At 71.4% G+C, this 20,868-nt stretch carries 16 protein-coding genes and 1 riboswitch; of the genes, 5 read left to right on the top strand and 11 right to left on the bottom strand.

The window, feature by feature from the left end; all coding sequences use genetic code 11:
- Nucleotides 1-49 precede the first annotated feature (49 nt).
- The 3 genes from SH922_RS30460 to SH922_RS30450 form a co-directional block, all read right to left on the bottom strand.
- Nucleotides 50-1,237, bottom strand: a complete 1,188-nt coding sequence (locus SH922_RS30460; protein WP_393061450.1) for an alkaline phosphatase family protein — start codon at nt 1,235-1,237, stop codon at nt 50-52.
- Nucleotides 1,237-1,833, bottom strand: a complete 597-nt coding sequence (locus tag SH922_RS30455) for a DUF5998 family protein (RefSeq protein ID WP_393061448.1) — start codon at nt 1,831-1,833, stop codon at nt 1,237-1,239. The genes SH922_RS30460 and SH922_RS30455 overlap by 1 nt, the downstream gene beginning before the upstream one ends.
- Before the next feature lie 79 nt (nt 1,834-1,912).
- Nucleotides 1,913-4,903 carry a GNAT family N-acetyltransferase gene (locus tag SH922_RS30450; RefSeq protein ID WP_393061446.1) on the bottom strand — a complete coding sequence of 997 codons (2,991 nt, stop codon included), beginning with the start codon at nt 4,901-4,903 and terminating at the stop codon, nt 1,913-1,915.
- Between the two features lie 175 nt (nt 4,904-5,078).
- Between SH922_RS30450 and SH922_RS30445 the strand changes: the two genes are divergently transcribed.
- The gene (locus SH922_RS30445; protein ID WP_123462851.1) at nt 5,079-5,360 is read left to right on the top strand and encodes an HPr family phosphocarrier protein; all 282 of its coding nucleotides are present in this window, start codon (nt 5,079-5,081) and stop codon (nt 5,358-5,360) included.
- 219 nt (nt 5,361-5,579) lie between these two features.
- On the opposite strand, the gene SH922_RS30440 is transcribed toward SH922_RS30445, so the two are convergent.
- The 4 genes from SH922_RS30440 to SH922_RS30425 all read right to left on the bottom strand — a co-directional run bounded on the left by SH922_RS30440 (nt 5,580) and on the right by SH922_RS30425 (nt 10,535).
- Entirely contained in the window at nt 5,580-6,287 is a 708-nt protein-coding gene (locus tag SH922_RS30440; RefSeq protein ID WP_393061444.1) for a GntR family transcriptional regulator, read from the bottom strand.
- A gap of 231 nt (nt 6,288-6,518) precedes the next feature.
- Nucleotides 6,519-7,355, bottom strand: a complete 837-nt coding sequence (locus tag SH922_RS30435; protein ID WP_393061442.1) for a M23 family metallopeptidase — start codon at nt 7,353-7,355, stop codon at nt 6,519-6,521.
- A 13-nt stretch (nt 7,356-7,368) separates the two neighbouring features.
- Nucleotides 7,369-7,536, bottom strand: a riboswitch (cyclic di-AMP (ydaO/yuaA leader).
- 216 nt (nt 7,537-7,752) lie between these two features.
- A complete protein-coding gene (locus tag SH922_RS30430) occupies nt 7,753-9,135 on the bottom strand; it encodes a M16 family metallopeptidase (RefSeq protein ID WP_393063736.1) in 1,383 nt (460 codons plus the stop codon).
- A gap of 26 nt (nt 9,136-9,161) precedes the next feature.
- Nucleotides 9,162-10,535 (bottom strand): M16 family metallopeptidase, encoded by a 1,374-nt coding sequence (locus SH922_RS30425; RefSeq protein WP_393061440.1) that lies wholly within the window; start codon nt 10,533-10,535, stop codon nt 9,162-9,164.
- Between the two features lie 247 nt (nt 10,536-10,782).
- On the opposite strand from SH922_RS30425, the gene SH922_RS30420 reads away from it, so the two are divergent.
- A complete protein-coding gene (locus SH922_RS30420) occupies nt 10,783-13,233 on the top strand; it encodes a DNA topoisomerase (ATP-hydrolyzing) subunit A (RefSeq protein WP_393061438.1) in 2,451 nt (816 codons plus the stop codon).
- Between the two features lie 15 nt (nt 13,234-13,248).
- On the opposite strand, the gene SH922_RS30415 is transcribed toward SH922_RS30420, so the two are convergent.
- Nucleotides 13,249-14,361, bottom strand: coding sequence for a CobW family GTP-binding protein (locus SH922_RS30415; protein ID WP_393061436.1), 1,113 nt, complete (start codon nt 14,359-14,361; stop codon nt 13,249-13,251).
- A 41-nt stretch (nt 14,362-14,402) separates the two neighbouring features.
- Nucleotides 14,403-15,560 carry a citrate/2-methylcitrate synthase gene (locus SH922_RS30410; RefSeq protein ID WP_393061434.1) on the bottom strand — a complete coding sequence of 386 codons (1,158 nt, stop codon included), beginning with the start codon at nt 15,558-15,560 and terminating at the stop codon, nt 14,403-14,405.
- Between the two features lie 107 nt (nt 15,561-15,667).
- Between SH922_RS30410 and SH922_RS30405 the strand changes: the two genes are divergently transcribed.
- A complete protein-coding gene (locus SH922_RS30405; RefSeq protein WP_393061432.1) occupies nt 15,668-16,957 on the top strand; it encodes a citrate/2-methylcitrate synthase in 1,290 nt (429 codons plus the stop codon).
- Between the two features lie 29 nt (nt 16,958-16,986).
- Here SH922_RS30405 and SH922_RS30400 read toward each other — a convergent pair whose 3' ends face one another.
- Nucleotides 16,987-18,006, bottom strand: coding sequence for a LacI family DNA-binding transcriptional regulator (locus tag SH922_RS30400; RefSeq protein ID WP_393061430.1), 1,020 nt, complete (start codon nt 18,004-18,006; stop codon nt 16,987-16,989).
- Between the two features lie 97 nt (nt 18,007-18,103).
- Here SH922_RS30400 and SH922_RS30395 point away from each other — a divergent pair, with 97 nt between their 5' ends.
- Together SH922_RS30395 and SH922_RS30390 are read left to right on the top strand one after the other, a co-directional pair.
- Nucleotides 18,104-19,750, top strand: coding sequence for an ATP-binding protein (locus SH922_RS30395; RefSeq protein WP_393061428.1), 1,647 nt, complete (start codon nt 18,104-18,106; stop codon nt 19,748-19,750).
- Nucleotides 19,747-20,427, top strand: coding sequence for a response regulator (locus tag SH922_RS30390; protein ID WP_393061426.1), 681 nt, complete (start codon nt 19,747-19,749; stop codon nt 20,425-20,427). Before SH922_RS30395 ends, SH922_RS30390 begins: the two co-directional genes overlap by 4 nt.
- 16 nt (nt 20,428-20,443) lie before the next feature.
- Here the strand turns inward: SH922_RS30390 and SH922_RS30385 are convergent, their stop codons facing one another.
- The gene (locus tag SH922_RS30385; RefSeq protein WP_393061424.1) at nt 20,444-20,827 is read right to left on the bottom strand and encodes a winged helix-turn-helix transcriptional regulator; all 384 of its coding nucleotides are present in this window, start codon (nt 20,825-20,827) and stop codon (nt 20,444-20,446) included.
- Nucleotides 20,828-20,868: the final 41 nt, after the last annotated feature.

Here is a 20,868-nt window from a genome sequence, read left to right as displayed (position 1 = left end):
AGCACCTTTCGGGACAGACGGGGAGGAGGGCGGAGCGGGACAGTGAGGTCTAGGTACGTACTTCGAGGAGCGGGACGAGCTGCTCGACGGGGGTCATCGAGCCGTGCATGCCGACCATCGCGGACTCGTGCGGCTCGTTGACGGAGGCGGTGATCACCACGTCGTCGTGCGCCGCCGCGACCACGTCGCCGATTCTGCCACGCACCCGCTCGTCGATCCGCGGACCGAACCAGCCGGCCTCGACGGCCTCGTCACGGCTCGCCACCCAGAACTGTTCGCCGAGCACCTCGCGCCAGACGGTCAGCACATCGGCCTCGGCACCCGGGACGGCGTAGACATGACGGGCACGGCCCTCGCCGCCGAGCAGGGCGACGCCGGCGCGCAGCTCCCAGTCCTCGTCGAAGTCGATCCTGGACTGTTCGTCGAACGGGATGTCGATCATTCCGTGGTCGGCGGTGATGTACAGAGCCGAGCGCGGCGGAAGCTGCTCGGCGAGGCGCCGGGCCAGACCGTCGACGTACATCAGCTGGCCACGCCAGGCGTCGGAATCGACGCCGAAGCGGTGGCCCTTGCCGTCGACCTCGCTGTAGTACGTGTAGACCAGGGACCGGTCACCTGCTGCCAGCCGCTCGGCGGCGACGTCCATCCGTTCCTCACCGGTGAGCCGGCCCAGGAACGAGCCGCCGCTGAGCGCGACCTTGGTCAGCGGGGTCTGCTCGAAGGTGGGGGCGGAGACCTGGGCGGTACGCACTCCGGCCGCGTCGGCCAGCTGGAAGACGGTGGGGTACGGCTGCCAGACCTTCGGCGCTGTCCACGGCTTCCAGCGGAGCTGGTTCATCAGCGCGCCGGTCTCCGGATTGCGCGCCGTGTACCCGGGCAGGCCGTGTTCGCCCGGCGGGAGCCCGGTGCCGACCGAGGCCAGCGAGGTCGCGGTGGTGGCCGGGAAACCCGCGGTGATCGGGCGGCCCGTGCCACCGCGCGACGTGGGCAGGAGAGAGTGCAGGAACGGTGCCTCGTCCGGGTGCGCCTTGATCTGCTCCCAGCCGAGACCGTCGATCAGGAAGACGCAGTTGCGGTCGGCGGGGGTGAGCTCGGGGATCGCCGCAGCGAAACCGGGGACGTCCTGTCCCGCGACGAGCGTCGGCAGCAGATCGGCGAGCGAGCCACTGCCGTACTCCGGCACGGGGGCCGTGTCGACGGGGAGCAGTACCGGGTCCTGCCAGGCAGGCTGGACCATCAGTGGCCGGCCGCCGCGGTCGCGGCCGTGGCCTCGGAGAGCGCCTGGGCGAACGCGAGGGTCTGGCGGACGGTGTCGGGGCCGTCGCCGGCCTCGCTGACCCGCAGGCTCAGGTCGTCGGCGGTCGAGCTGCCGGTGTAGCCGTGGTCGGCCTCGCAGTTGGTGTCACCGCAGGCGGCGGGTTCCAGGTCGATCCGGGAGACCGCACCCCAGCCGATGGTCAGGACGACCTCGCGGGGCAGCGTGCCCGGGACGTACTTCTCCGGGTTGGCCACGACCCTGCTGACCACGACCGAGGAGATCCGGTCGAGCTTGACCGACTCGGTGGAGGTGGTGGCGTACGGCGTCGGGGAACTGGTGTCGGCGTTCTGCTCGTCGGTGTGGCTGACGATGAAACGGGTGTCCGTGAGCACCAGTACCGTGACGTGCCTGCGCACCTCGTTGGAGTCGAAGGTCGTCTCCTGGTGCACCAGGTACGAAGCGACCGGCTCACCGCCCACGGCGGCCTCCACCGCCTCGGCCACGAGGGCCGGGTAGTAGCCGCTGCGCTCGATCGCCGCGCGCAGCCCCTGGGTCGTCGTACCGGTCTTAGCCATACGCACCATCTTACGGGGGGCTGATGACTGCCGGGGACGTCCCGCCACCCCACCGGACGGGGGCGGGAGGCGGCGGGGGTCAGTAGTTGGACAGGCGGCGGGGGCCGAGGTCGGTTCGGGCCGGGGGCGGCGAGAGCCGGACGCTCGCTCCGAGGACGGTCAGCCCGTGGGTGGCGACCACGACCGGTTCCAGGGCGATGGAGACCACCTCGGGGTGGTCGTCGACCAGCCGCGAGACCCGCAGCAGCAGTTCCTCCAGCGCGGCGGTGTCCACGGGCGCCGAACCACGCCAGCCGAAGAGGACCGGGGCCGCCCGGATGGACCGGATCAGTTCGGCGGCGTCGCGGTCGGTGGCGGGCACCAGGCGGTGCGCGGTGTCGCCGAGGAGTTCGGAGGGTGCGCCCGCCAGGCCGAAGGAGAGGACGGCGCCGGCCGCCGGGTCGATGGCGGCCCGCACGACGGTGTCGACGCCGCGCGGGGCCATCGACTGCACGACGGGCCGGAGCTCGGCGGGCTTGCCGAGCAGGTCGGTCAGTTCGCCGTACGCCCGGCGCAGCGCGCTCTCGCCGGCGAGGTCCAGGCGGACTCCGCCGAGATCGGCCCGGTGACGCAGATGGGGCGCGGTCGTCTTCAGCGCCACGGGGTAGCCGAGCTGCGCCGCCGCGGCCACGGCCTCGTCCGGCCCGGTAGCCGGGAGGGTGGGCCGGACGGTGATGCCGTAGCAGGCAAGGAGCTCGCGGGCCTCGTCGTGCTCCAGGGGCCTGCCGCGCGGATCGGGGTCCGGGCCGAGCAGGGCGTCGATGAGGGCGGCCGCGGCCGGCTCGTCGATGGTGTCGTCGAGGAACTCGGGCACCTTGCCGGGTACGGCGGCCTGGCGTCGCCACTGGGCGTAGCGCACGGCTTCGGCGAGCGCCCGGACCGCGCGTTCGGCAGCAGGGTAGGCCGGGATCCGGCCGACGGCACGGGGGGCTGGGGCTTCGGGGGCGAGGGCCTGGTCGCCGGCGGCTGTGCCGACGGTTCCTGTGACTACGGTGCCGGGGGCTCCCGTGCCGCGGGTTCGCGTGCCGGGGGTTTCCGTGCCGGGGGCGAGGGCCGGGTCGGCAGCTGATCCGGCCGCCCGGTGACCGGACGGAGCCCCTGCCGGTCGTCCCGCCGCCGCCACGCCGGGCGAGGCCGGGGCCGGGCGCTGCTGCGCCACCGTGCTGGTCGCGGCGGCCAGGGCCTCCGCCAGGCCGCCGATCTCCACATGGACCACGGTCACCGGCTTGGCCGGGCCGGCGGCGGCTGCCGCGTGCAGGGCGGTGGCCAGGACCTCTCCGTCGCCCGACTCCGCCTCGCCGTTCTCCCCCACCCAGGGGATCGCCGTCACGACGACCGCGTCGCAGCCGTCGTCGGCCAGCGCCTCGGCCAGCGCGTCCCTGAAGTCCTGGGGGGTGGCGGCCGTGGTGAGGTCGATGGGCGGGCGCGGGCGCAGCCCCTCCGCCAGGCAGGCGTCGTACGTGAGGAGCCCGAGGGACTCCGAGTTGCCGAGGATCGCGACCCGTCCGCCGGCGGGGAGCGGCTGGTCGGCCAGGAGCAGGCCCGCGTCGACCATCTCCGTCACCGTGTCGACGCGGATCACGCCGGCCTGGCGCATCAGCGCGGAGACCGTCGCGTCAGGGATCCGGCTGACGGGGACCGCGTGGCCGGGCGGGGTGGAGCCGCTGTGCCGGGCGCCCTTCACCACGACCACCGGCTTCACGGCCGCGATCCGCCGGGCGAGGCGGGTGAACTTGCGGGGGTTGCCGAGCGACTCCAGGTACAGCAGGGCGACGTCGGTGTCCGGGTCCTCGTACCAGTACTGGAGGAAGTCGTTGCCGGAGATGTCGGCGCGGTTGCCGGCCGAGATGAAGGTGGAGAGCCCCGCACCGCGCCGGTAGAGCCCGGAGAGCAGGGCGATGCCGATCGCGCCGGACTGGGTGAACAGGCCGATGCGTCCGGAGGCGGGCCGTTCGGGTGCGAGGGAGGCGTTGAGCCGGACGGCCTCGGAGTTGTTGATGATGCCGAAGGCGTTCGGGCCAATGATCCGCATGCCGTACGAGCGGGCCTGGCGCACCAGTTCGCGCTGGCGTTCGCGGCCTTCGGCGCCCCACTCCGCGTATCCGGCGGACAGGACGACGAGCCCCTGGACGCCGTGTTCCCCGCAGTCCGCGACGGCCTCCGGCACCCGGCCGGCGGGGACGGCGACGACGGCGAGGTCGACCGGTTCCCCGATCTCTCCGAGGGAGCGGTGGGCGGGCACGCCGTCGATCGTGGTCTGGTCGGCGGCGAACGCGCTGTTCACGGCGTAGGTGCGGCCGGTGAAGCCGGCGCCCAGAAGGTTGCGCAGGACCGTACGGCCCACGCCGCCGGGGGTGCGGCCCGCGCCGATGACGGCGACGGAGCCGGGGGCGAGCAGCCGCTGCACGGAGCGGGCCTCCGCCCGGTGTTCCCGGGCGCGCTGGACGGCCATCGACTCGGCGGTCGGTTCCAGGTCCAGGGTGAGGTGGACGGAGCCGTCCTCGAAGCTGCGCTGCTGGGTGTACCCGGCATCCCGGAACACCTTGATCATTTTGTTGTTGGCGGGCAGCACCTCGGCGGCGAAGCGGCGGATGCCGCGTTCGCGGGCGACGGCCGCGATGTGTTCGAGCAGGGCCGAGGCGACTCCGCGGCCCTGATGCGCGTCCTGGACGAGGAAGGCGACCTCGGCCTCGTCGGCCGGGGCCGAGGCGGGCCTGCCCTGCTCGTTGATCCGGTCGTAGCGAACGGTGGCGATGAACTCGCCGCCCACCGTGACGGCCAGTCCCACCCGGTCGACGTAGTCGTGATGGGTGAAGCGGTGGACGTCCTTGGCGGAGAGCCGGGGGTAGGGAGCGAAGAAGCGGTAGTACTTCGACTCGTCGGAGACCTGCTCGTAGAAGCTGACCAGGCGGTCGGCATCGTCCGTGGTGATGGGCCTGATGCGTGCGGTGCCGCCGTCGCGGAGCACCACGTCCGCCTCCCAGTGATCGGGATAGGCGTGATGCGGACTCTGCTCCGGAGAGGGCTGCATGGGCAAAGCCTACGGCTCCGTCAGCGGTCGCGTGGGGGCCGGGGCCGGGGCAGTCTGAGGGTTGGCCGGGCGACGGTCGGCGTGGGCCGGGAACGGCCCGCGCGGGTCGGCCGGAGCATCGCGCACTGCATGAGAGACTGGTCTAGACAACCATTGATTCGTGAAGGGCAGAACCATGGCTGAGCGCCGCGTCAACGTCGGTTGGGCCGAGGGCCTGCACGCCCGCCCCGCTTCCATCTTCGTCCGTGCCGCCACGGCTTCCGGCATCCCCGTGACCATCGCCAAGGCCGACGGCAACCCGGTGAACGCGGCCTCCATGCTCGCCGTGCTCGGGCTCGGCGCGCAGGGCGGCGAGGAGATCGTCCTCGCGTCCGAGGCCGACAACGCCGAAGCCGCCCTGGACCGTCTGTCCAAGCTGGTCGCCGAGGGGCTCGACGAGCTTCCGGAGACCGTCTGATCCCGCCGGGTCACGACAGCAGGTATTCCTGCGAGAGAGCCGCTGCACCCTAAACCGGGAGCCGCGGCTCTTTCGTTTGCGCGAAGGGCCTTCACCCAACAACGTGAACGGCCCTCACCCGACAAAGGAACGCGCCCGGAAATCGGCTGCGCCGACGGTGCTTCGGGCAGCAGAAAGAAAGCCCTGCGGAATGCCTATTCTTTGTATACGGCGCAATTGTTAATGCCGGCCGCTCGGTGTGTTTACGGCATGTTGCGAGGTCCTCACCCGGGCGGGGCGGGCCACGGCGGCATCCGGCCGGCCGGGGCGGCGCAGCCGGTACGCGGCGGTGGCCCGCTCGGCATGCTGGGTGGCCAGGGACCTCGCCCTCTCCGCGTCACCACGCGCCACGGCGTCCACGATCGCTCCGTGCTCGGCCCACGAATCGGACGGACGGGCCGGGTGCTCGACCACGTACATCCAGGCGGTCTTGTGGCGGAGCTGGGTGAGCATCGCGATCAGGCCGGGGCTGCCGGAGGCCTGCGCGAGTGTCTCGTGGAACCAGCCGCCCAGGGAGCGCAGATCGTCGCCCTCCCCTCTGCGGGCACGCTCCTGGCCGAGCCTGACCAGGCCGCGCAGCACTCTGAGGTGCGCGTCCGTGCGGCGGTGAGCGGCTCGGGCCGCACCGAGCGGCTCCAGGAGCATCCGGACCTCCAGGAGGTCGGCGGCCTCCTGCTCGGTGGGCTCGGCGACGCAGGCTCCGGCGTGCCTGCGAGTGACCACGAACCCCTCGGACTCCAGGGTGCGCAGCGCCTCCCGCACCGGGACGCGGGAGACCCCGTAACGGCGCGCGAGCACCTCCTCGGTGAGTCGGCTGCCGCGCTCGAAGACACCCGAGACGATGTCTTCACGGATTGCCGTGCATACCGAATGCGCCGGAATGCGCATGTCCGAACCTCCGCCTTAATCCCCGCGAAACACGGCCGATCGACGCCTGTCCTGCGACTCTATTGCAATGCGGTCGCATTTCCGACGGCGGGTGGAAATTCATGAATATCTTTTGGTCACCGGCCGTTCGGGAACGACCGGTGCGGACCCGGCGCGGACTTGGTGCCGCATGGCGGCACGGCGAAGGCCCCGGCGTGGTGCCGGGGCCTTCGCCGGGTGTCTGGGGGTTGGTCAGACGGTGACGCCGTGGGCGCGCAGGTAGGCGACCGGGTCCACGTCGGAGCCGTACGAGGGTGTGGTCCGGGCCTCGAAGTGGAGGTGCGGGCCGGTCGAGTTCCCGGTGGAGCCGGAGAGGCCGATCTGCTGTCCGGCGCCGACGCTCTGGCCGACGGACACGCCGATCGAGGAGAGGTGGCCGTACTGGGTGTACGTGCCGTCCGTCATCCGCAGCACGATGTTGTTGCCGTACGCGCCGCCCCAGCCGGCCTCGACGACCGTGCCGGCGCCGACGGCGACGACGGAGCTGCCGGACGCGGCGTGGAAGTCGATGCCGGAGTGGCTGCCGGAGGACCAGAGCGAGCCGCTGGACTTGTAGCCGGTGCTCACGTACGAACCGGCGACGGGGAGCTGGAAGGAGCCGAGCCGGGTGCGCTCGGCGGAACGGGCGGCGCGGGCGGCGCTCTCGCGGGCCTCCTCGGCGCGGGCGGCGGCCTTCGCCTTCGCGGCCGCCTTGGCCTTCGCCTTCGCCTTGAGCTCCGCCTTCTTCTTCGCCTCGGCCTTCTTCTTGGCCGCCTCGGCCTTGGCCTTCTGCTCCGCGACGTCGGCCTGGTGCCGCTGCGCGTCCGCCTGTGCGCCGATCCGGTCGGCGAGGACGTTCTCGATGGCGATGACCTGGGTGAGGCCGGTCTCGCTGACGGCGGGGGTCTCGGTGCCCGCGGCGAGGGCCGGGGAGGCCAGTCCGCCGATGACGCCGGTGGTGGCCAGAGTCGCGATGCCGACGGCCTTCGCGCCGCTGCGCGTCAGACGGCCCGGGGCACGGTGCTTCCCGGTGGCACGGGTGAACGCCATGAAGTGGCTGGTCCTTTCCTTCCTTCTCGCCTACCGGGTTAGCTGACGGGTTCGGAGCAGGAAGGTCTCCTACGGATCCCCCGGCCTCGCACGAGGCGCGGGCGTCCGATTCACCCCAGGGACTGCGTGGGTCCCCGGCTCCCCAGGCTCGCGCCTGACGGGGACTCGGCGATGACTGCCCGGTACGTCGCGGATGCGGCATACGAGTGACGGACAGCGGAGCCGACGCTAAACGGGGGCACTTCCCTGCACCAAACGGACAGGCCGTTTTGTAGCACATCCCACAGGGCAGACAGGCAACCTCCCCCATAAAGCGGACAAAACGGAAGGTCCTGGCGGAGACGTCTCCGCCAGGACCTTCCGTTTGCCCCGATATCGAGTGAAGTAGCGGGTCGGCTCAGCCGGCCACGACCGATACCTCACCGATGCCGAGCGCCCTGACCGGGTCGGCGATCTGCGCCGCGTCACCGACCAGGACCGTGACCAGCCGGTCCTGCGGGAAGGCGTTGACCACGGCCGCGGTCGCCTCGACCGTGCCGGTCTCCGCGAGGCGTGCGTACAGGTGCGCCTGGTAGTCGTCCGGAAGATGCTGCTCGACCTGGTCGGCGAGCGTGCCCGCGACCGAGGCGGCCGTCTCGAACTTGAGCGGGGCGACACCCACGAGGTTCTGCACGGCCGTCTCGCGCTCGGCGTCCGTCAGTCCTTCGGCCGCCAGGGTCCGCAGGACCTTCCACAGGTCGTCCAGCGCCGGGCCGGTGGACTCCGTGTCCACCGAACCGCTGATGGCGAGCATCGCGGCACCCGTGGCCCCGGAGGCGGAGTCCGGGGCCGAGGAGCGCAGCACCTGGGCGAAGGCCCGCACGCCGTAGGTGTAGCCCTTCTCCTCGCGCAGCACCCGGTCGAGCCGGGAGGTGAGAGTGCCGCCCAGGCAGTACGTGCCGAGCACCTGCGCCGGCCAGACGCTGTCGTGCCTGTCGGCGCCGATGCGGCCGATCAGCAGCTGCGTCTGCACCGCGCCGGGGCGGTCCACGATCACCACACGGCCCGCGTCGTCGGCGGTGATCGGCGGGACGGGGCGGGGCTCTGCGGTGTTGCCCGACCAGTCGCCGACAGTGTCGGCGAGCAGGGCGTCCAGGTCGATGCCCGTGAGGTCGCCGACGACCACGGCGGTCGCGGTCGACGGGCGGACATGGGCGTCGTAGAAGGCGCGCACGGCCGCGGAGTCGATCCGGGCCACGGTCTCCTCGGTGCCCTGGCGGGGGCGCGACATGCGGGCCGTGGCCGGGAAGAGCTCCTTCGAGAGCTGCTTGGCGGCACGCCGGGCCGGGTTGGCCTGCTCGTGCGGAATCTCGTCCAGCCGGTTGCCCACCAGCCGCTCGATCTCGCTGTCGGCGAAGGCCGGCGCCCGCAGCGCCTCGGAGACCAGGCCGAGCGCCTTGGCCAGCCGGGAGGCCGGAACCTCCAGGGAGACCCGGACACCGGGGTGATCGGCGTGGGCGTCCAGCGTGGCGCCGCACCGTTCCAGCTCGGCGGCGAACTCCTCGGCGCTGTGCTTGTCGGTGCCCTCGGACAGGGCGCGCGACATGATCGTGGCGACCCCGTCCAGGCCCTCGGGCTCGGCGTCCAGCGGGGCGTGGAGGAAGATCTCGACTGCCACGACCTGCTGGCCGGGGCGGTGGCAGCGCAGCACGGTGAGCCCGTTGGGCAGGGAGCCGCGCTCGGGCGCGGGGAAGGCCCAGGGCCTGGCCACGCCGGGGACGGGCTGCGGGTGGTACTCCATCGAAACTCCAGTCGCGGCAGCGTCGGTCACTTGTCCGCTCCTTCGTGCGCGTCGGTGTCGGTGTCGGCGGCATCTGCCTCTTCGGCGGCCTCGGCGGGCTCGACCGGCTCGTAGACCAGCACCGCCCTGTTGTCGGGCCGCAGCTGGGCCCTGGCGGCAGCCTTGACCTCCTCCGCGGTGACATCGAGCACCCGGTGCACGGCGGTAAGGGCGAGCTGCGGGTCACCGAACAGCACGGCGAACCGGCACAGTTCATCGGCACGGCCCGCGACCGTACCGAGACGATCCAGCCACTCGCGCTCCAACTGGGCCTGAGCGCGCTCCATTTCCTCAGGCGTGGGGCCTTCCTCGGCGAACCGGGCCAGCTCCTCGTCGACCGCGGTCTCGATCTGCGCCACCTCGACACCACCGGACGTCTTGACGTCCAGCCAGCCGAGCGAGGGCGCACCCGCGAGCCGCAGCAGCCCGAATCCGGCCGCGACGGCCGTCCGGTCGCGGCGGACCAGGCGGTTGTGCAGCCGGGACGACTCGCCGCCGCCCAGCACCGTCAGAGCGAGGTCCGCGGCGTCGCACTCGCGGGTGCCGTCGTGCGGCAGCCGGTAGGCGGCCATCAGCGCACGCGCCGGGACCTCCTCGCGGATCTCCTCGCGCAGCTGACCGCCGATGACCTCGGGAAGCGCGCCGTCGCGCGGCGCCTGCTTGCCGTCGTGCGAGGGGATGGTGCCGAAGTACTTCTCGATCCAGGCGAGCGTCTGCTCGGGGTCGATGTCGCCGACGACGGAGAGCACTGCGTTGTTCGGCGCGTAGTACGTACGGAAGAAGGTCTGCGCGTCTTCCAGCGTCGCGGCATCCAGGTCGGCCATGGAACCGATCGGGGTGTGGTGGTACGGGTGGCCCTCGGGGTAGGCGAGCGCGGTCAGTTTCTCGAACGCGGTGCCGTACGGAACGTTGTCGTAGCGCTGGCGGCGCTCGTTCTTGACGACGTCGCGCTGGTTCTCCATGGACTCCTCGTCGAGCGCGGCGAGCAGCGAGCCCATCCGGTCGGCCTCGAGCCACAGAGCCAGCTCCAGCTGGTGCGTCGGCATCGTCTCGAAGTAGTTGGTCCGCTCGAAGCTGGTGGTCCCGTTGAGGGAGCCGCCGGCGCCCTGTACCAGCTCGAAGTGTCCGTTCCCCTTGACCTGGCCGGAGCCCTGGAACATCAGGTGCTCGAAGAGGTGAGCCAGACCGGTGCGTCCCTTGACCTCGTGGCGCGAACCGACGTCGTACCAGAGGCACACCGCGGCGACCGGGGTCAGATGGTCCTCGGAGAGCACCACGCGCAGGCCGTTGGCCAGACGGTGCTCGGTCGCTGTCAAGCCGCCGGAGCCGGCCTGGGCTGTGGCCGTGTGACCCATGGGCATGTACGTCCCTTCGATCGCGATACTGGATTTGGTGCGAGACCTGCCACTGTAAGCAAGCGCACCGACACCTGGCGAAGTTCCCGTGCCGCGAAAGTTCGCGGAAAAGAGCGTCCCGACCGCTTCGGGACGGGTGGAGAACGGCCTTTGGGACGGGTCGAGGTCCGGGTTGTCAGTGGGGCGGTCCACAATGGTGCGCGTCAGAACCTGAGGTTGCCCGAACAGAATCCGTGAAGGAGTCGCAGCAGCGATGGCCCGCCGCAGCACGAAGACCCCGCCGCCGGTCGACTTCGAGGAGAAGATCCTCGACATCGACGTCGTCGACGAAATGCAGGGCTCCTTCCTCGAGTACGCGTACTCGGTGATCTACTCACGGGCCCTGCCTGACGCCCGTGACGGCCTGAAGCCGGTGCACCGCCGCATCGTCTACCAGATGAACGAGATGGGCCTGCGCCCGGAACGCGGCTTCGTGAAGTGCGCCCGTGTGGTCGGCGAGGTCATGGGTAAGTTGCACCCGCACGGAGACGCGTCGATCTACGACGCGCTGGTGCGGATGGCGCAGCCGTTCTCCATGCGGCTCCCCCTCGTCGACGGGCACGGGAACTTCGGCTCGCTCGGCAACGACGACCCGCCGGCCGCCATGCGGTACACCGAATGCCGGATGGCCGACGCGACGTCGTTGATGACGGAGTCGATCGACGAGGAAACCGTCTCCTTCCAGTCGAACTACGACGGCCAGGAGCAGGAACCGGTCGTCCTCCCGGCCGCCTATCCGAACCTCCTGGTCAACGGCACGACCGGGATCGCGGTCGGCATGGCGACCAACATGCCGCCGCACAACCTGGGCGAGGTCATCGCCGCCGCCCGCCATCTCATCAAGCATCCGGGTGCGGACCTGGAGACCCTGATGCGGTTCGTCCCCGGTCCCGACCTGCCGACCGGCGGCCGGATCGTGGGCCTGGGCGGCATCAAGGACGCCTACACGGCCGGCCGCGGCTCGTTCAAGATCCGTTCCACCGTCGCCGTGGAGAACGTCACGCCGCGCCGCAAGGGCCTGGTCGTCACCGAACTTCCTTTCACCGTCGGTCCGGAGAAGGTGATCGCCAAGATCAAGGACCTGGTCTCGGCGAAGAAGCTGCAGGGCATCGCCGACGTCAAGGACCTCACGGACCGCTCGCACGGACTGCGTCTGGTCATCGAGATCAAGAACGGCTTCGTTCCCGAGGCCGTGCTGGAGCAGCTCTACAAGCTGACGCCGATGGAGGAGTCCTTCGGCATCAACAACGTGGCACTGGTCGACGGACAGCCGCTCACACTGGGCCTCAAGGAGCTCCTGGAGGTCTATCTCGACCACCGCTTCGACGTGGTGCGCCGGCGCAGCGAGTTCCGCCGGACCAAGCGCCGCAACCGGCTCCACCTGGTCGAGGGCCTCCTCGTCGCGCTGATCGACATCGACGAGGTCATCCGCCTCATCCGCTCCAGCGACAACTCGGCGCAGGCCAAGGAGCGGCTCATCGAGCACTTCTCGCTGAGCGAGATCCAGACCCAGTACATCCTGGACACCCCGCTGCGCCGGCTGACCCGGTTCGACCGGATCGAGCTGGAGAGCGAGCGCGACCGGCTCAACGCCGAGATCGCCGAGCTGACCGCGATCCTCGAGTCGGACACCGAGCTGCGCAAGCTCGTTTCCACGGAACTGGCGTCGGTCGCGAAGAAGTTCGGCACCGACCGGCGCACGGTGCTGCTGGAGTCGGCCGGTTCGCAGGTCGCCTCGGTGCCGCTGGAAGTGGCGGACGACCCGTGCCGGGTGCTGCTGTCCTCGACCGGTCTGCTGGCACGTACGGCCAACGACGACCCGATCGCCTTCGCCGAGGACGCCAAGCGGGCCAAGCACGACGTCATCGTGTCGGCAGTGCCGGCCACGGCGCGCGGCGATGTCGGCGTGGTGACGTCCACCGGGCGGCTGTTGCGGCTCGCGGTGATCGATCTGCCGCAGCTGCCGGACACCCATGCGGCACCCAGCCTTTCGGGCGGGGCCATGGTCGGCGAGTTCCTCACTCTGGAGGCGGACGAGGAGGTCGTCTGCCTCACCACGCTCGACGAGTCCTCACCGGGGCTGGCGATCGGCACCTTGCAGGGCGTCGTGAAGCGCGTGGTGCCCGACTATCCCGCCAACAAGGACGAGCTGGAGGTCATCACCCTCAAGGACGGCGACCGCATCGTCGGTGCGGCGGAGCTGCGTACCGGTGAGGAGGACCTGGTCTTCATCACCTCGGACGCGCAGTTGCTGCGCTACCCGGCGGCGCAGGTGCGCCCGCAGGGACGTGCGGCCGGCGGCATGGCGGGCGTCAAGATCACCGCGGGGGCGGAGGTGCTCTCGTTCGCCGCGGTGGATCCGGCGGTGGACGCCATGGTGTTCACGGTCGCCGGTTCGCACGGCACGCTGGACGATTCGGTGCTGACGTGCAAGCTCACCCCGTTCGACCAGTACCCGCGCAAGGGCCGGGCCACCGGCGGGGTGCGTTGCCAGCGGTTCCTGAAGGGCGAGGACGTGCTGGTGTTCGCCTGGGCGGGTGCGACGCCGGCCAGGGCCGCGCAGAAGAACGGCACACCGGCCACGCTGCCCGAGCCCGATCCGCGGCGTGACGGTTCGGGGACACCGCTGGAGAGCCCGGTCGCGGTGATCGCCGGCCCCGTGTAGGCCGCGGGCCCGGCGCTACGTCTCGTCGCCGGGCTGTTGCACGTACCGCAGGACGCCCCACATGGATCGCTCGTGTGCGGCGTCCTGCGCTGTTTCCCGCGCCGTCTCCCCTGATGGCTCCCCCGATGCGCGACAGCCTTCGAGCTCCTTGCGCAGGGCCTGTGCGTCGATGCCGGAACCGATCAGTACGAGCCGGGTCAGCCGCGGCTCGCCGCGCGTCCAGGGCCTGGGGGCGAACCGCAGGAACCTGCCGACGGCGTGCACCGCGTACGCGTTGTCCGCGTCGCCCGCGCCGAAGTCGACGTAGCCCTTGATCCGGTAGAGGCCCTCGGGCCGGGAGTCGAGGAACTCCATCAGCCGACGGGGGTCCATCGGCACGTCGGAGGTGTGATCGAGGCTCTCGTACGCCGTGTGCAGATGCTCCCCGTGCTCCTCGCCGGTCTCCCGCGCCCGCTCCTCCAGGTACAGGTCCTCGAAGGTGAGCTGACGCGCCTTCTCCTCGCCGTCGGGCCGCAGCGCCGGGTCGAAGAGCAGTTCCGGGTCGATGCGTCCGTACGTGGCGGGGATGACAGCCGCCGTGCTGCCGGTCGCCGCGACGGCCTCCCGGACAAGTGCCCGTTCCTCCTCCCCGGCCCGGTCCGTCTTGTTCAGCACGACGAGGTCGGCCACGGCGAGATGGCGGCCGATCTCCGGGTGGCGATCGACGGTGGCGGCGAACTCGGCGGCATCGACCACCTCGATCAGTCCCCCGTAGACGATGTGTGGGTTGTCGCTGGCCAGGAGCATGCGTACGAGTTCCTGGGGCTCCGCGAGCCCGCTCGCCTCGATGACGATCACGTCGAGGCGGGCGGCGGGCCGGGTCAGGGTCTCCAGGTAGGTGTCCAGTTCGCTCGCGTCGACCGCGCAGCACAGACAGCCGCCGCCCAGCGAGACGGTCGAGCCGACCTGCCCGGAGACGGTCATGGCGTCGATCTCGATGGAACCGAAGTCGTTGACGATCACACCGATGCGGTTTCCCGCGCGATGGCGCAGGAGGTGGTTGAGCAGCGTCGTTTTTCCGGATCCCAGAAATCCCGCGAGGACGATGACGGGGATCTGCCGGCTTCGGGGCGGGGGCGACGCGTTCAACGGGGGCCTTCCTGCGGTGTCAGAGGCGACCCGGCAGCCTCTCAGACTGCCGGGACCGGCTGCGGCGGGGGCGGACCTGCGTAGCGGGCCGCCGGGCGGATGATCTTCGAGTCCTCCGCCTGCTCCAGGATATTGGCGCTCCAGCCGACGACCCGCGCCGCGCAGAAGGTCGGGGTGAACATCTCGCGCGGCAGCCCGCACAGCTCCATGACCACTCCGGCGTAGAACTCCACGTTGGTGTGCAGTTCGCGCCCCGGCTTGAGCTCGGCGAGGATCGCCTCGACCTGCTGTTCCACCTCCACGGCGAAGTCGACGAGCGGGCCGCCGAAGCCCTGGGCGATGGAGCGCAGCATGCGTGAACGCGGGTCCTCGGTGCGGTAGACCGGGTGCCCGAAGCCCATGATCCGGTCGCCGGCCAGGACCCGCTCGCGGATCCAGCCGTCGATGCGGTCGGGGGTGCCGATGGCGTCCAGGGTGTCGAGGGCGCGGCTGGGGGCGCCCCCGTGCAGTGGACCGGAGAGCGCGCCGACGGCGGCCACCAGGCAGGCGGCGATGTCCGCTCCGGTGGAGGCGACGACGCGGCCGGTGAAGGTCGAGGCGTTGAAGCCGTGGTCGACGGTGGAGATCAGATACTGCTCGACGGCCCTGACCCGGCCGGCCTCCGGTACGGAACCGGTCAGCATGTAGAGGTAGTTGGCCGCGTAGGGCAGGTCGTCGCGCGGCTCCACGGGTTCGAGCCCCTGGCCGAGCCGGTACAGGGCGGTCAGCACCGTGGGGACGGCGGCGCACGCGGTCAGTGCGTCGCTGCGGCGCCGTTCCGCGTCGATGTCGTACACCGGCCGGAAACCGGCCGAGGCGCCGAGCAGGGAGAGCGCCGTGCGCAGCCCCGCGAGCGGACCGGCGGCGGCACCCGCGCGGGCTATGGCGGGCAGGGCGTCGCGGACCTCGGCGGGCAGCCGGCGCAGCCCGGCGGTACGGGTGGCGAAGTCGGCGCGGGCGGCCGGGCCGGGCAGTTCGCCCTCCGTCATCAGGTACCAGACATCCTCGAAGCTGCGGGTCTGCGCCAGTTCGATCGCCGAGTACTGCCGGTAGTGGTAGAAGCCCTCGCGGCCCCGGACATCGCCGAGGGCGGTATCCGTGACGACGACACCCGCGAGGCCCCGGGGGACGTCGAGCGGTGTTCCGGTGGTGGTCGTCATTGCTTCCTCCATGGACATTGCCGTTGCTGTTGACATTGATTCGACTGTCCATGCTTGACTTAAGTTCTGTCAATGTTGATTGAATCAATATGGATACGGTGGACAGCATGACGGATCAATCAGGCGAGGCCGGCTTCACCGAGCCCCCGCCCCAGCGGCTCACCACGCGCGAGACGGCCGAACGCCTGGGCGTGAAGCCCGAGACGGTGTACGCGTACGTGAGCCGGGGCCAGCTCAGCAGCAACCGCGCCCCGGGCGGGCGCGGAAGCACCTTCGACGCGGGGGAGGTCGACGCCCTGGCCAGGCGTACGGGACGCCGGGAGCCTGCCGCCCCGGCCGGCGCGCTGTCCTTCCCCACCGGCATCACGCTCATCGGGGGCGACCGGTACTTCTTCCGCGGCGTCGACGCCACGGAGCTGGCCCGGCGCCATGCGTACGAGGAGGTCGCGGAGTGGCTCTGGACCGGGGAGCTGCGGCCCGGCGTCCGCTTCACAGCGCCGGCCGAGGCGCTCGCCTCGGCCCGCCGGGCAGTCGGTGCGCTGCCGTCGCACTGCGGTGCGACCGACCGGCTGCGGGTGGCGGTGGTCGCGGCGGCCACGGCCGATCCACTGCGCTTCGACCTGTCGCGCGAGGCGGTGCTCGGTGGCGCCCGGAGCCTGATCCCCACCCTGGTCGCGGCACTGCCGACGGCCACGGAGGACGACGGGGAGTCGACGGACGGGGCGGCGCCTCCCCGCCTGGCCCGTCAACTGTGGCCGAAACTCACCGGCCGCCCGGCCGACGAGGCGTCACTGGCCGTACTGGACACCGCGCTGGGGCTGCTGATCGACCACGATCTGGCCGCCTCCACCCTGGCGGCACGGGTCGCCGCCTCCGCCCGCGCCCATCCGTACGCCGTGGTCTCGGCCGGGCTCGGGGTACTGGAGGGCCCCCTGCACGGCGCCGCGAGCGGGCTGGCGCACCGCATGCTGACCGAGGTCCTGGAACGGGGCGGGGCAGCTCCGGTGGTCGCGGACCATCTGCGTACCGGACGCCGGGTGCCGGGGCTCGGCCACCGGCTCTACACCGGCGAGGACCCTCGGGCCCGCACCCTCTTCGAGCTGCTCGCCGAGATCCCGCATGCCGCACCGGCCCTGGCCGCCGCCCGTGACGTCGTCGCCACGACCGCCCGCCACACCCCGCTGCACGCCAATGTCGATCTGGCGCTCGCCGTGCTCTCCGTCTCCTCGGGCATGGCCGTGGAGGCGGGAGAGACGGTGTTCGCGATCGCCCGCACGGCGGGCTGGATCGCGCACGCCCTGGAGGAGTACGGGGAGCGTCCGCTGCGGATGCGTCCCAGCGGGCAGTACACCGGCCCGCAGCCGCCCCAGCCGCTGCCCACCGTCGTATCGCAATAGGCGATTCCCGCAGCGCAAATTAGCGACGGTCAGCGGGAAGCGCCACGCGGGGGCTGGGCCGTCGAACCCCGCACCACGAGCTCAGGCTCGAAGAGCAGCTCGTCGGACGGCACCGTACGGCCGCCGATCTGCACGGAGAGCAACTCGACGGCGGCCCGCCCCATGGCCTCGATCGGCTGACGGACGGTGGTGAGCGGCGGCTCGGTGCAGTTCATGAACGCCGAGTCGTCGTATCCGACGACCGAGACGTCCGTGGGGACCGAGAGGCCCCGGCGGCGTGCCGCGCGGACCGCGCCCAGAGCGAGCGGGTCACTGGCGCAGATGAAGCCGGTGACACCCTCGTCCAGCAGTCGCGTGGCGGCCGCCTGCCCGCCCTCCAGCGAGAACATCGCCCTGGCCACCCACTCGTCCGGAATCGTGGTGCCGGACGCCTCGGCGAGCACCCGGGCGGCGGCCAGCTTGCGCTGCGAGGGCATGTGGTCCGAGGGGCCGAGCACCAGACCGATGCGCTCGTGGCCGAGCGAGACCAGGTGGCGCCAGGCCTGTTCGACGGCCACGGAGTCGTCGCAGGAGACGCAGGGGAAGCCGAGGTGGGCGATGGCCGCGTTGATCAGGACGACAGGGATCTTGCGGTCGGCCAGCACCTTGTAGTGATCGTGCGGGGCGTCGGCCTGGGCGTACAGACCACCGGCGAAGACCACGCCCGAGACCTGCTGCTGCAGAAGCAGCTCCACGTAGTCCGCCTCGGAGACCCCGCCCTTGGTCTGGGTACACAGGACCGGGGTCAGGCCCTGCTGCGCGAGCGCACCGCCGACCACCTCGGCGAAGGCGGGGAAGATCGGGTTCTGCAGCTCGGGCAGGACCAGCCCGACCAGCCTGGCCCGTTCACCGCGGAGCTGGGTCGGGCGCTCGTAGCCGAGGACGTCCAGCGCGGACAGGACGGCCTGCCGCGTGGCGTCGGAAACGCCCGGCTTGCCGTTGAGTACCCGGCTGACCGTGGCCTCGCTGACTCCAACCTTCTGTGCCACCTGAGCAAGTCGTCGCGTCATGCGCGCAAGATTAGCGCAAGAAGCGCAAGCCGATTGCGTGGGTCTGGAAACGAGACGAATTTCGGAAAGCACCGGAATGCCCTCTACCGTCTCTACGATGAGCGCCCCACCGCCCACGGCCAGGAGACCGCGTCGACTCGGCTGGCCCCAGCGCGTCTTCTCGCAGGTGCTGCTGATGCAGCTGGCCATCGCCACCGGCGTCACCGTACTCGCCACCGGCCTCTTTCTGGCACCCCTCAGCGCCCAACTCGACGACCAGGCGATGCGCCGGGCCCTGTCCATCGCCCAGAGCACGGCTGCCCAGCCGCAGATCGCCGAGGCGTTGCTCACCACGGACCCGGCGCCCCAGGGCCCCGTCCAGACCGCCGCGGAGCAGATCCGGCGTGCCACGGGCGCCGAGTATGTCGTCGTGATGGACCGCCACGGGGTGCGCTGGTCGCATCCCGACCTTGCCCGGATCGGGCGGGTCGTCTCCACCGATCCCGGCAAGGCGCTCGCGGGCCGGGACGTGATGGAGATCGACAGCGGCACGCTCGGACGCTCGGCCCGGGGCAAGGTGCCGTTGCGCGACGGGTCGGGGCACATCGCCGGTGCGGTCTCCGTCGGCATCGCGTACGACAGCGTTCGCGCCCGGCTCCTCGGGGCGATTCCCGGCTTGCTCGCCTACGCGGGCGGAGCGCTCGCCGTGGGAGCGCTGGCCGCCTACCTGATCTCCCGGCGCCTGCAACGGCAGACCCACGACCTGGCGTTCTCCGATATCGCCGCGCTGCTGACGGAGCGCGAGGCGATGCTGCACAGCATCCGGGAGGGGGTGGTCGCGCTCGACCGCAGCGGCCGCATCCGACTTCTGAACGACGAGGCGCAGCGGCTGCTCGGGGTCGGGCCCGAGGTGTCGGGCCGTCCGCTGGGCGAGGTGTTCGGTACCGGGCGGACCGCCGATGTGCTGGCCGGCGATGTCGCGGGCGAGGATCTGCTGACCGTGCGCGGCAGCCGGGTGCTGCTCGCCAACCGAATGCCGACAGCCGACGGAGGAGCCGTCGTCACCCTCCGCGACCGCACGGAGCTCGAACACCTCGGCCGGGAGCTCGACTCCACCCGGGGACTGATCGACGCCCTGCGCGCCCAGGACCACGAGCACGCCAACCGGCTGCACACGCTCCTCGGGCTGCTGGAGCTGGAGCTGCACGAGGACGCGAGGGAGTTCGTCACCGAGGTCGTCGGCATTCACCGGGCCACCGCGGAACAGATCACCGAGAAGGTCCGTGACCCGCTGCTCGCCGCGTTGCTGGTCGGCAAAGCGACGGTCGCCGCTGAACGCGGCGTCGCCCTGCGCATGGCGCCCGGCACCCTGCTCCCGGACCGGCTCGTCGACCCGCGCGGGCTCGTGACGATCGTCGGCAACCTGGTCGACAACGCACTGGACGCCGCCGCCGGATCGGAGGGCGCCCTGATCGAGGTGGGTCTGCGGGCCGAGGGCCGTACGGTGGTTCTGCGGGTCCGCGACAGCGGCCCCGGCGTCCCGCCCGGGCAGCATGAATCGATCTTCACGGAGGGCTGGTCGACCAAGGAACTTCCGGCGCACGGCAAGCGGGGCCTCGGCCTCGCGCTGGTGCGGCGGCTGGCCGAGCGGCAGGGCGGGAACGTGGCGGTGGACACGGCGGACGAGGGCGGGGCGGAATTCGCCGTCGTACTCCCCGAGGCCATGACCGAAGCGGAATCAGACAAGGCGGGAGCGGCGCAGTGATCGAGGTCCTGGTCGTCGACGACGACGTCCGTGTCGCGCGGATCAATGCGGCCTACGTCTCGAAGGTGCCCGGTTTCCGGGTGGCCGCTCAGGCCCACTGCGCCGCCGACGCGATCGCCGCGGTCGAGGAGGGCCACGTGGACCTGATCCTGCTGGACCACTACATGCCCGACCGCAGTGGTCTCGCCGTGGTGCGGGAGCTGCGCGGTCTCGGCCATCGCACCGACGTGATCATGGTGACGGCTGCGCGCGACATCGCCACGGTCCAGGAGGCCATGCGTCAGGGCGCCCTCCAGTACCTGGTCAAGCCGTTCACGTACGCGGGACTGCGGACCAAGCTGGAGGCCTACGCCGCACTGCGCCGCACCCTGGAGAGCGGCGGCGAGGCCGAGCAGGGCGAGGTGGACCGGCTCTTCGGTGCCTTGTGGACGGCGAGCGAGCCCGATCTGCCCAAGGGTCACTCGACCACGACGGCCGAACTCGTCCGCAAGGCACTCCGCGGCGCGGACGGCCCGCTCTCCGCCCAGGAGATCGCGGAGAGCGCCGGGATGAGCCGGCAGACGGCCCAGCGCTACCTGAAGCTGCTGGAACGGTCCGGGCGCGTCCGGCTGACCCTGCGGTACGGCGAGACCGGGCGCCCCGAGCACCGCTATGCGTGGGTCGCCGGCGGTCGATGACCGCGGCATCCGGGCCCTACGTCCGGGGATGCTCCGAGTCGTAGGTTGTCTGGCTCAGCTCGATGCCGGGGTTGTTGTCGACGGCCCACTCGGCCAGCTTCACAGCAGGCTCGATCAGGGTGCGTCCCCTCGCGGTGAGTTCGTACTCCACCCGCGGCGGAACCTCGGGGAACACCGTGCGGGACACCAGGCCGTCGCGCTCCAGGTGGCGGACCGTGCGGGTGAGCATGCGCTGTGAAATGCCGGGGATGCGCTGCTGGAGCTCGGTGAAGCGCATGCGTTCGCCGTCGAGGGTGGCAACCACCAGCAGGGTCCACTTGTCGCCGATGCGGTCGAGGATGCCGCGGATCGCCCGGCCTCCGTCGCCACGGATGAGGCAGCTGTGGCGGTACTTCGACATCGGCGTCCCCTGTTCGCAAGGCACACCTGTGTGCCTTTTGT

Source organism: Streptomyces sp. LN549 (assembly GCF_043203805.1).
Lineage (GTDB): Bacteria > Actinomycetota > Actinomycetes > Streptomycetales > Streptomycetaceae > Streptomyces.
This window is presented reverse-complemented; position numbering and strand designations above follow the sequence as displayed.